This window comes from Streptomyces sp. NPDC127114 (genome assembly GCF_042677525.1).
Taxonomy (GTDB): domain Bacteria; phylum Actinomycetota; class Actinomycetes; order Streptomycetales; family Streptomycetaceae; genus Streptomyces.
Genome location: NZ_JBHXTJ010000002.1, coordinates 361219 through 372002 on the forward strand (window position 1 = coordinate 361219; position 10784 = coordinate 372002).

Sequence of the window (10784 nt, forward strand, 5' to 3'; positions counted from 1 at the left end):
CCCCGCGCGACCCGCCAGGGCTACGCCGCCGCACCCGTCGCGCCGCCGGGGACCAGCGGCAGCGGGTCCGAGGGCTCGAGCTCGGGATCGTCGACCGAGAAGGTGCGCACCCGGCCGGGCGCCGAGGTCGGCTCCTCGAAGCGGACGGTGACCCGGCCGACGCCACTGCCCTGCACCCAGCCGGGCCCGTGCACGGCGTGCCGCACGTCGAGCCCGGGAGCCCAGCGCCGCTCGACGCGCTCCGTGGCCGTCGGAGGCGCGGGCGCCACGGCCGAGGAGGCGCCCACGCCCTCCTCGGCCCGCTCCGCGTCTCCCGCCCCCTCCGCGGCACCGGCCTCCGCCCGCACCTCCGCCTCCGCCTCCGCCTGGGCGAACAGGTCCTCCTGCGTGTAGTCCGCGAGCCCGCTGACCCCGACGCCGAGCAGCCGCACACCACCGGTCGTGTCCACCAGGTCCAGCAGCCGCGCCGCCGCCTCCCGCACCACCACCGGGTCGTCCGTCGGCCCGCGCAGCGTCTCGGACCTGGTCAGCGTCGAGAAGTCGTAACGCCGCACCTTCAGGACGATCGTCCGCCCCGAGTGCCCGGATCCCCGCAGCCGCGCCACACACCGCTCCGCGAGCCGCTCCACCTCAAGCCGGATCCGCAGCCGGTCGTGCAGGTCCACGTCGAAGGTGTCCTCCACGGACACCGACTTCGCGTCCCGCTCGGCCACCACGGGCCGGTCGTCGTACCCGAGGGCCATCAGGTACAGCGAGGACCCGTGCGCCTTCCCCAGCAGCCGTACGAGCTCGTCCTCGCCCGCCTCCACCACCTCGGCCACCGTCGTGATCCCGGCCCGCCGCAGATGCTCCCCGGTCGCCGGCCCGACGCCCGGGATGATCCGCACCGAACGCGGCCCGAGCAGCTCCCGCTCCGTACCCGGCTCGATCAGCACCAGCCCGTCCGGCTTGGCCTCCTCCGAGGCGATCTTCGCCAGCATCTTCGAGCCGGCCAGACCCACCGACCCGGTGAGACCGGTGGTGACGAGGATGTCCCGCCGCAGCCGCTCCCCCGCCGCCCGGGCGCTCGCGCCGTCGTCGGCGACGCCCCCGGCCTCCAGGTCGACGAAGGCCTCGTCCAGGCTGAGCGGCTCGACGAGCGGCGAGAGCCGCCCGAGCAGCTCCATCACCTGGCCGCTGATCGCCCGGTAGAAGGCGAAGCGCGGCACGAGGTAGGCCGCGTTCGGCGCGAGCCGCCGCGCCTGCGCCATCGGCATCGCCGAGTGCACGCCGAAGCGCCGTGCCTCGTACGACGCGGTCGCGACCACACCACGCGGCCCGAGCCCGCCCACGATCACGGGCTTTCCGCGCAGGCTGGGCTTCGACGCCTGCTCGGCGGCGGCGAAGAAGGCATCCATGTCGAGATGCAGGATGGTGGGCGCGGCTCTCACGGTTCCGATGCTGCCCCACACCACTGACAACCGGCCCGCACGCGCGTACGGACCGGTTCCGCCGGGCGCGGAGCCGCCGGGTCAGACGGCCCGGTCCCGGCGCCGCCGCGCCAGCTCGTCCGCCGGGTTGTGCCCGATCAGGGTCTCGCCGGTGTCCACGCGCTCGCCGTGGAGCTGCGACAGCGCCGCCTCCACGTCCCGCCAGACCACTCCCACGGCGATGCCGAAGACGCCCTGACCGCCCTGCAGCAGGTCGACCACCTCGTCCGGCGAGGAACACTCGTAGACCGTCGCGCCGTCACTCATCAGGGTCATCCGCTCCAGATCGCGGAATCCGCGGGCCCGCAGGTGCTGCACCGCCGCCCGGATGTTCTGCAGCGCGACCCCCGTGTCCAGGAATCGCTTGACGATCTTCAGGACGACGACGTCACGGAAGCTGTAGAGCCGCTGGGTGCCGGAGCCGTAGGCGGGCCGCACGCTCGGCTCGACGAGGCCGGTGCGCGCCCAGTAGTCCAGCTGCCGGTAGGTGATGCCGGCCGCCGCGCAGGCCGTGGGACCGCGGTAGCCGACGGTCTCCTGGACCTCGCCCGGGGCCGTCGGGGGCGCGCCGGCGTCCGTACCGAGGTCGCCCACACTGCCGTGAAGCGGATACGGGCCCTTCTCCCCGGGGGCGCGCCCCAGGAAGCCCCCTGCCGTACCGTCGCCGCTGCTCATCACGCCGACCCTCCGTCCTTGACCTGCCCACACGAAGGTAGGCAGTCACTCGGGGTGCGTCAACGATCGCCACACTCGGCACGCCGAGTGATAATCACCCGAAGAGTGGTTTCCCGTGCCCCGTGTCGGGGAAAGGCTACTCGAATGCCTCGGGGCCGCTCCCCGGCCGCGGCCGGACGGGCCGCGGGCGAGTCCGGCGGGCTACTGGTTGCTCGTCCCGAAGTCCTCGGGCGAGATCTGGTCGAGGAACTCGCGGAACTTCTCCACCTCGTCCTCCTGCTCGTCCGGAATCGCGATCCCCGCGTCGTCGAGCACCCCGTCGCTGCCGTAGATCGGCGTCCCGGTGCGCAGGGCGAGCGCTATCGCGTCGGACGGCCGGGCACTCACCTCGACACCGCTGGCGAAGACCAGCTCGGCGTAGAAGACGCCGTCGCGCAGGTCCGTGATGCGGACCTCGGTGAGCTCCTGCCCCACGGCCTCGAGCACGTCCTTGAAGAGGTCGTGCGTCAGCGGCCTGGCCGGGGCCATGCCCTGCTGGGCGAAGGCGATCGCGGTCGCCTCCCCCGGTCCGATCCAGATGGGGAGGTACCGGTCGCCTCCCACTTCACGCAGGAGCACGATCGGCTGGTTGGAGGGCATTTCCACCCGGACACCCACAACGTCGAGCTCGTTCACACAGCAACCCTAGGACGTGCCCGCCCGGTTTGGGTAGTCGGGCCGCCCGAAGGCCGTCCCCGGTTCACTGCAGCCGGAGCCCGAGAGCGGTCTGGACCAGTGCCGCGTGCAGCCGTACGGAGAGGCCCGCGAGCTCCTTCGCGGTGGCCTCCGCATGGGCCCTGGTCTGCGGATTGCGGTGCCGGCGCAGCGGCGCGACGACCTGTTCGACGAGACCGGCCTCCCGGTCGGCGGCGGCCTTCACGGCCCGCAGGTGCCGGGGTTCCAGACCGAATCTCCCCAGATCCGCCACGAGCTTGGCGACGGTGACGGTCTCGGCGTCGTAGCCCCCGCCCTCGGCCTGGGCGATCAGTCCGTACGACTCCCAGTCGGCCAGCTCGGCCTCGGTCACCTCGGCGGCGGCGAGCAGCTCGGCCCGGCCGACCCGGGCAGCGGTGGGACGCTCGGCCTCCCCGTCCCAGGCCCCGTCGAGCAGGTCGCGCGAGGGGCCCGCGGGCGAGGGCAGCCTGACCTGCTCACCCCGGGCGAGGGCGTCCAGGTGCTCGCGGATGACCTTGAGCGGGAGGTAGTGGTCCCGCTGCATCCGCAGGATCTGGGCGAGCCGCTCCACGTCCTGCGGGCTGAACTTCCGGTACCCGGAGGCCGTCCGTCGGGGCTCGACGAGCCCTTCGGCCTCCAGGAACCGGATCTTGGAGATGGTCACTTCGGGAAACTCGTCGCGCAACTGGCTCAGCACCGTGCCGATGCTCACCAGTCGTTCGCCCGCGGCGGCGGCGCCGAGACCGGCACCGCCCGTCGGTGTACGCAGCATGGACCTTCCCTGAAGGTTCTCCGGGGCGTCACACGCCCCGCTGGCTCGCGAAGAACACGAGCCGGTACTTGCCGATCTGCACCTCGTCACCGTTGGAGAGCACGACCGAGTCGATCGGCTCGCGGTTGACGTAGGTGCCGTTGAGGCTGCCGACGTCCGACACCGTGAAGGTGCCGTCGGGCTGGCGCCGGAACTCCACGTGACGGCGCGACACGGTCACGTCGTCCAGGAAGATGTCGCTCTGCGGGTGACGGCCGGCCGTGGTCAGCTCGCCGTCGAGCAGGAAGCGGCTGCCGGAGTTCGGACCGCGGCGCACGATCAACAGCGCCGAGCCGGTCGGCAGGGCCTCCACCGCCGCCAGCGCCTCGGCCGAGAGCGCCGGGAGCGCGGTCTGGCCGGTGACCTCCGAGTCGTAGGCCTCGAGCCCCGAGATGGAGATCGTCGAGGTCGTCTCGGAAGCACGCTCCGGCGCGACTCCGCCACGCAGCGGCGTTCCGCAGTGGGAGCAGAAACGGCTGTCCGCCGTATTACGGTGACCGCACCTCGTACACACCGGCATGGACGCGTCCTCCTGCCGCGGCTGCCCCGCGGAGGTCTGGGTCGCGTACGGATCGGGGGCAAACCCTCCACCCGTACTTGAGGTTGATGGTTCTCCGAAACCTATGCGCCCGGCACCGGCAGGGTCAACAGAAGACGCGCCCTGTGTGCCCGGAATGTTCCCACCGTGGCCACCGACCTCGTCACGGAAGAGCGGGCGCTCGGCGCCCTGTTCCTCGCTCTGGGCGTGACGCGGCGCGCGATGCCTGGCGTCGCCGCCGTCCTCGCGTCCGCTCTTGCCGAACAACTTCGCAAACAACTTCACGGGCGATTCCCCTTGACCGAAACAGACCCGCCCGTGGGGCAGGACGAACCCTGACTGAACACACCTGCCGACCCGGACATCTTCACAACGTCCGTATCCACTCGACAGTTTCCACCACGCACCACCCATGTGGTGCGGCGACCCCCCGCAAGGTCATGCCCTTGCCGCGCGACCGTCATCGAGCCCCGCCTCACTGCGAGGACGACTGAGCGTAGTCAGGCCGCTTCGCAGGTCGCAAGGCGTCGACGACGATCTTCCCGGAACGCTCCACCCTGGCCGTGGCCTGCTCCTTCTCCAACGTCTGGACGATGCCGCCGGGGATGTTGAGCGCGGGCTCGAGATCCTCCGGCTTGCCGATGACCTTGAAGACGTACGGAGCGGCCACCTGCGTTCCATCGATCGACATGTCTCGTCCGCTGCCCGAGAAGTAACTGTCGGCCACCACGCGCACGTCGTTGACCTGGATCGCCTCCGCGCCCGCCGCGCGCAGCTCCTGGATGGCGTCGAGCAGCATGTCCGACTCGACGGCACCGGCGGAGTCCGTGATCGTCAGCGTGATCCCGGGGCCCTCGGCGGCGACCGTACCGGCCAGGATGCCGAGCTGCCGCTCCTTCTCCTGGGTCTGCTTGCGGGCCTCCTCGGCCTGGTCCGAGCTGGACTCCAGCTCGTTGCGCTGGCTCTCCAGACGGGTCTTCTCGTCCTCCAGGCGCTGGGTGCGGTCGTCGAGCTCGTCGAGGATCCGCACCAGGTCCTCCTGGCGGGCGCCGCGCAGCGCGCTGTTGTCGCTCGTCGACCGGACCTGGATGGCCAGACCGAGGCCGAGGACGAACAACAGCAGGGCGACGACGAGTTGGGCCCGCGTCACCCGCGGCGGCCACAGACTGGCGGCCAGCCGCTGCCGCCCGCTCATCGACGGCTCGGACCGGGGCACGGGCGCCGCCGGGGGCTGAGGTGCGGGCTGGGACGGGGGGACGGACCCGGACGGAGGCTGGGACGGGGGTACGGGCCGAGGCCGGGGCTGCGGTCCCGGCTGCGGCTGGGCGCCGGGCAGCGGCCGTGGCTGAGCGCCCGGCTGCGGCTTGGGCTGCGGACCCGGCTGCGGCTGGCGTCCGGGCTGCGACTGCGGTCGCGGCTGCGGGTGCGCGCCCGGCTGCGGCTTCGGCTGCGGACCCGGCTGCGGCTGGCGTCCGGGCTGCGACTGCGGTCGCGGCTGCGGCGCGCCGGCCTCGCCCGGCTCCCGCGCCGGCTGCCCGTCCCGCCCGTTCGCGTTCTCGTTCTCGTGCTCGTTCTCGCTCATCGGCCTCACGCCCGGAACACGTGCCGACGGATGGCGGCGGCGTTCGAGAAGATCCGGATGCCCAGCACGACGACCACACCGGTCGACAACTGCGCTCCGACGCCCAGCTTGTCACCGAGGAAGACGATCAGCGCCGCCACCACCACGTTCGACAGGAACGACACCACGAAGACCTTGTCGACGAAGATCCCGTCGAGCATGGCGCGCAGTCCGCCGAAGACCGCGTCGAGGGCGGCGACCACGGCGATCGGAAGATAGGGCTCGACCACCGCCGGAACCTCGGGCCGGACCAACAGTCCGACCACGACTCCCACGATCAGGCCCAGTACGGCGATCAAGATGTGCCCTTCCCTGTGTCGGCCGTGGCCTGCCCGGTGGCCTTCGCCGACCCGGCTCCCCTCGGCTCTGCTGTGCGTACGATCAGGCTCGACGCGGCCGGCAGACGCACGTCGCCCTCCGCCGAGATGCTCGTACGGATCCCGAAGTTCTCCTGCAGCGCGTGCAGGTACTGGCCGTCGGCGCTGTCCTGGAACGCCGTGCTCAGCCGCTGTCCGTCGCCGACGGCGAGGATCGTGTACGGCGGCACCAGCGGCCTGTTGTCGACCAGTATGGCGTCGCCCGCCGCCCGGATCGCCGACAGCGCCGTCAGCCGCTGACCGTTGATCGCGACCGCCTCGGCACCCGACTCCCACAGACCGTTCACGACCCGCTGCATGTCACGGTCGCGCACCCGCCCGGTGTCCGAGAAACCACTGCTCTCGCGCGGACCGCCGCCACCCGTGTCGGTGCCCTTGGCGTCGTCCACGACCAGCTTCACGCCGGGCCCGTGCACCGGCGTCGCCCCGGACAGCAGCGCCACCAGCTCCGCCTGGTCACCGCCGTGCTGCTCCAGCGCCTTGCGCTGCCGCTCGCCGACCTCGTCGCGGATCCGCTCGACGTCCTGCTCCAGCCCGTCCGCCGCCGAGGTCTCCGACTCGATCCGGTCGATCAGCTCCTGCCGCTCCTTGGCGACCACCGGCGCGGACACCCGCGCCTCGGCGGCACCCAGCGTCACGACGGCCGCCGCCAGCACCAGGCCCGCCGCGAGCCCGAGCTTGGCCCGAATCGTACGGGGCAGCCCACCGCCCTCGGCGGCGCGCCGGGCCGAGGCCTCCGCGTAACCGTCGTCCAGAGCGTGGTCGATCACGTTGTTCAGCAGCGACATCGACGCGTCCGGACGCGGAGGTGGCGTTCCTGTGCTCCGAACGGGGGGCTGCTGCGACATGCCGCACATCGTCGCACGTCGCACGCCCTACCGCCGAATGGCCCCACCGAAGAGCCGGGAGGTACCGACGGGTACCTCCCGGCTCGGACGCCTCGTCCGTCCGCCGCGGCTCAGTGACCTGCGCTGTCGACGACGGCCGACCACTCGTCCAGCAGCGCCTGCGCGGAGCCGTCGTCCGGCCCCTCCGCCCACAGATGGGTGACGGCCTCCGCCGGGTCGGGCAGCACCATCACCCAGCGCCCGTCGGCCTCCACCACCCGCACGCCGTCGGTGGTGTCCACGGACCGGTCACCGGCCGCCTCCACCACCCGGCGCATCACCAGGCCCTTCACCGCCCACGGGGTGGCGATGTCCCGCTTGAGCACATGAGCGCGCGGAATGCGGGCGTCGATCTGGCTGAGCGTGAGCTGCGTACGGGCCACCAGACCGATGAGCCGTACGAACGACGCCGCACCGTCGAAGACGCTGCTGAACTCCGGCACGATGAACCCGCCACGGCCGTCACCGCCGAAGATCGTCGACTCCTCACGGCCGACCCGGGTAAGGTCGTCCGGCGAGGTCGTCGTCCACTCCACCTGTGTGCCGTGGTACGCGGCGACCTGCTCGGCGATCCTCGTGGTCGTCACCGGCAGCGCGACCCGGCCCGACCGCCGCTCGGCCGCCACCAGGTCCAGCATCACCAGGAGCGCCCGGTCGTCCTCGATGATCCGGCCCCGCTCGTCGACCAGCGAGAGCCGCTCGCCGACGGGGTCGAAGCGCACCCCGAACGCGGCACGCGCCGAGGCCACGATCTCACCGAGCCGTACGAGTCCGGCCCGCCGGCTCTCCGCCGACTCCGTGGGCCGCGACTCGTCGAGACCCGGGTTGATCGTCAGCGAATCCACCTGGAGCCGGCCGAGGAGGCTCGGCAGCACGAGACCCGCGCTTCCGTTGGCGGCGTCGACGACCACCTTCAGACCCGCCTCCGCGATGCCGGAGGTGTCCACGTTCCGCAGCAGCGAGCCGGTGTACGAGTCGAACACGCTGGCCGGGAACGACAGGTCGCCGATCTCTCCGGGGAACGCCCGCCGGTACTCCTGGCGCGCGAACACCCGGTCGAGCTTGCGCTGGCCCGCCTGCGACAGATCCGCGCCCCGCTCGTCGAAGAACATGATGTCCACGGAGTCCGGCGCACCCGGCGAGGTGCGCACCATGATCCCGCCGGCCGAGCCTCGCGCCGTCTGCTGCCGCGCCACCGGCAGCGGCACGTTCTCCAGGTCGCGTACGTCGATGGCGGCGGCCTGCAGTGCCGAGATCACCGCCCGTTTCAGCGCCCGGGCGCCACGGGAGTGGTCGCGCGCGGTCGTGACGGTCGCGCCCTTCTTCAGCGTGGTGGCGTACGCGCCGGCGAGCCGTACGGCCAGCTCGGGCGTGATCTCCACGTTGATGATGCCGGACACACCGCGGGCCCCGAAGAGGTGCGCCTGACCGCGGGACTCCCAGATGACGGACGTGTTGACGAAGGCGCCGGCCTCGATCGTCTTGAACGGGTAGACCCGGACGTTGCCCTGCACGATCGATTCCTCACCGATCAGGCACTCGTCCCCGATGACGGCCCCGTCCTCGATCCGGGCGGCCCGCATCACATCGGTGTTCTTGCCGACGACACAGCCGCGCAGATTGCTCTGCTGCCCGATGTAGACGTTGTCGTGGATGACGGCCTTGTGCAGGAAGGCGCCGCTCTTGACGACGACGTTGGACCCGATGACGGTGTGCTCGCGCACCTCCGCGCCGGCCTCCACCTGGGCGTAGTCGCCGATGTACAGCGGTCCGCGCAGCACGGCGTCGGGGTGCACCTCGGCGCCTTCGGCGACCCACACGCCGGGCGAGATCTCGAAGCCGTCGATGTCGACGTCGACCTTGCCCTCCAGGACGTCCGCCTGGGCCTTCACGTAGCTCTCGTGGGTGCCCACGTCCTCCCAGTAGCCCTCGGCGACATAGCCGTAGATCGGCTTGCCTTCCTTCATCAGCTGCGGGAAGACATCACCCGACCAGTCGACCGGAACGTCCGCCTCGACGTAGTCGAAGACCTCGGGCTCCATGACGTAGATGCCCGTGTTCACCGTGTCGGAGAAGACCTGGCCCCAGGTCGGCTTCTCCAGGAATCGTTCGACCTTGCCTTCCTCGTCGACGATCGTGATGCCGAATTCCAGGGGATTGGGCACCCGGGTCAGGCAGACCGTGACGAGCGCGCCCTTTTCCTTGTGGAAGCGGATCAGATCGGTGAGGTCGAAGTCGGTGAGGGCGTCCCCCGAGATGACGAGAAAGGCGTCGTCCTTCAACGCCTCCTCGGCATTCTTCACGCTCCCCGCGGTGCCGAGCGGCTTCTCCTCGTTGGCATAGGTGAGCTCCATTCCGAGCTCTTCGCCGTCCCCGAAGTAATTCCTGACGAGAGAGGCGAGGAACTGTACGGTGACGACGGTCTCGTTGAGACCGTGCCTCTTGAGCAGTCGCAGGACGTGCTCCATGATCGGCCGGTTCACTACCGGCAGAAGAGGCTTGGGCATGCTCGAGGTCATGGGGCGAAGGCGCGTGCCTTCGCCACCGGCCATCACGACGGCCTTCATGTCGGAAGCGTCCTCCTTGAAGAGACGACGGTCCTGCCGACTTCACCTGTCCGCTCAATGGCCCTCGGGCGTCTTCATCCGGCCGGCGTCGTTGCCAGGCACAGGACGGACGGGCTCAATCGGCCGCGGTATCCGCCTTCACGAGTCGACGGACCTGGACCACGTAGAGGATCCCTGCCCACCAATACAGAGTTGTACCCCATCCGGCGAAGGCCCACCCGAAAACTTCGGCGAGTGACGCAAGCCATCCCTCTCCGTCACTGAGGAGCAGCAACGGGAACGCGTACATCAAGTTGAAAGTGGCAGCTTTGCCGAGGAAGTTCACCTGCGGCGGCGGATAGCCGTGCCGGCGGAGGATGCCCACCATCACCAGGAGCATCAGCTCACGGGCCAAAAGCGCGAGGGTCAGCCAGAGCGGAAGGATCTCCCGCCAGGTAAGGCCCAGAAGGGTGGAAAGGATGTAGAGCCGGTCCGCGGCCGGATCGAGCAGTCGACCGAGGCTGCTGATCTGGTTCCAGCGCCGCGCGAGCTTCCCGTCGAGATAGTCGCTGACACCACTGAGCGCCAGCACGAGCAGCGCCCAGCCGTCACTGTTGGGTCCGCCGAAGACGGGCCGCAGGATCAACCACAGGAACAGGGGTACGCCGACGAGGCGAGCCATGCTGAGGATGTTGGGGATGGTGAGTACCCGGTCCGTCTGAACGCGGGTCTCCTGGACCTCCACCCGGGGGCCTCCTGTGGGAACGAGCTGACGATGGCCCCATGACCTTACCTTCAGCCCCGACGGCCGGCGGCACAGGGGTCTCCTGAACGCAGAAATGCCTCAACCCCCGGACAAGGTCCGGGGGTTGAGGTCACAATTTGTTCGGCGGCGTCCTACTCTCCCACAGGGTCCCCCCTGCAGTACCATCGGCGCTGAAAGGCTTAGCTTCCGGGTTCGGAATGTAACCGGGCGTTTCCCTAACGCTATGACCACCGAAACACTATGAAGTTGAACCGCCGCGCACCCCGAAGGGGGGCGTGTTCGTTACTTCAGAACTAACACAGTGGACGCGAGCAACTGAGGACAAGCCCTCGGCCTATTAGTACCGGTCAGCTCCACCCATTACTGGGCTTCCACATCCG

10 protein-coding genes and 1 rRNA gene are annotated in these 10784 nt (G+C 70.5%); all 11 read right to left on the reverse strand.

Going from position 1 to position 10784, the window contains the following annotated elements:
• Window positions 1-20: 20 nt before the first annotated feature.
• The gene (locus ACFVGS_RS03750) at window positions 21-1430 is read right to left on the reverse strand and encodes a DNA polymerase IV (RefSeq protein WP_384423145.1); all 1410 of its coding nucleotides are present in this window, start codon (window positions 1428-1430) and stop codon (window positions 21-23) included.
• 81 nt (window positions 1431-1511) lie between these two features.
• The gene (locus tag ACFVGS_RS03755) at window positions 1512-2144 is read right to left on the reverse strand and encodes a MerR family transcriptional regulator (RefSeq protein ID WP_384423147.1); all 633 of its coding nucleotides are present in this window, start codon (window positions 2142-2144) and stop codon (window positions 1512-1514) included.
• A 201-nt stretch (window positions 2145-2345) separates the two neighbouring features.
• On the reverse strand, window positions 2346-2819 hold the full coding sequence (locus ACFVGS_RS03760) for a bifunctional nuclease family protein (protein WP_128976543.1): 474 nt from the start codon (window positions 2817-2819) through the stop codon (window positions 2346-2348).
• A 64-nt stretch (window positions 2820-2883) separates the two neighbouring features.
• Window positions 2884-3630 (reverse strand): MerR family transcriptional regulator, encoded by a 747-nt coding sequence (locus ACFVGS_RS03765; protein WP_384423149.1) that lies wholly within the window; start codon window positions 3628-3630, stop codon window positions 2884-2886.
• Between the two features lie 28 nt (window positions 3631-3658).
• Window positions 3659-4621, reverse strand: coding sequence for an FHA domain-containing protein (locus ACFVGS_RS03770; protein ID WP_384423151.1), 963 nt, complete (start codon window positions 4619-4621; stop codon window positions 3659-3661).
• 61 nt (window positions 4622-4682) lie between these two features.
• On the reverse strand, window positions 4683-5543 hold the full coding sequence (locus ACFVGS_RS03775) for a DUF881 domain-containing protein (protein ID WP_385690044.1): 861 nt from the start codon (window positions 5541-5543) through the stop codon (window positions 4683-4685).
• A 251-nt stretch (window positions 5544-5794) separates the two neighbouring features.
• Window positions 5795-6127: a small basic family protein gene (locus ACFVGS_RS03780; RefSeq protein ID WP_015032176.1), complete on the reverse strand. Its 333-nt coding sequence runs from the start codon at window positions 6125-6127 to the stop codon at window positions 5795-5797.
• On the reverse strand, window positions 6124-7053 hold the full coding sequence (locus ACFVGS_RS03785) for a DUF881 domain-containing protein (protein WP_384423153.1): 930 nt from the start codon (window positions 7051-7053) through the stop codon (window positions 6124-6126). Before ACFVGS_RS03785 ends, ACFVGS_RS03780 begins: the two co-directional genes overlap by 4 nt.
• A gap of 110 nt (window positions 7054-7163) precedes the next feature.
• Window positions 7164-9659, reverse strand: coding sequence for a sugar phosphate nucleotidyltransferase (locus ACFVGS_RS03790; protein ID WP_384423155.1), 2496 nt, complete (start codon window positions 9657-9659; stop codon window positions 7164-7166).
• A gap of 115 nt (window positions 9660-9774) precedes the next feature.
• Window positions 9775-10383, reverse strand: a complete 609-nt coding sequence (locus ACFVGS_RS03795) for a CDP-alcohol phosphatidyltransferase family protein (RefSeq protein ID WP_384423157.1) — start codon at window positions 10381-10383, stop codon at window positions 9775-9777.
• Between the two features lie 139 nt (window positions 10384-10522).
• Window positions 10523-10639: ribosomal RNA gene (rrf, locus tag ACFVGS_RS03800) — 5S ribosomal RNA — on the reverse strand.
• Window positions 10640-10784 lie beyond the last annotated feature (145 nt).

Coding starts and splice junctions, on each gene's coding strand:
- ACFVGS_RS03755 (WP_384423147.1), bottom strand. CDS start 2,144: ATGAGCAGCGGCGACGGTACGGCAGGGGGCTTCCTGGGGCGCGCCCCC.
- ACFVGS_RS03765 (WP_384423149.1), bottom strand. CDS start 3,630: ATGCTGCGTACACCGACGGGCGGTGCCGGTCTCGGCGCCGCCGCCGCG.
- ACFVGS_RS03770 (WP_384423151.1), bottom strand. CDS start 4,621: ATGGGTGGTGCGTGGTGGAAACTGTCGAGTGGATACGGACGTTGTGAA.
- ACFVGS_RS03785 (WP_384423153.1), bottom strand. CDS start 7,053: ATGTCGCAGCAGCCCCCCGTTCGGAGCACAGGAACGCCACCTCCGCGT.
- ACFVGS_RS03790 (WP_384423155.1), bottom strand. CDS start 9,659: ATGAAGGCCGTCGTGATGGCCGGTGGCGAAGGCACGCGCCTTCGCCCC.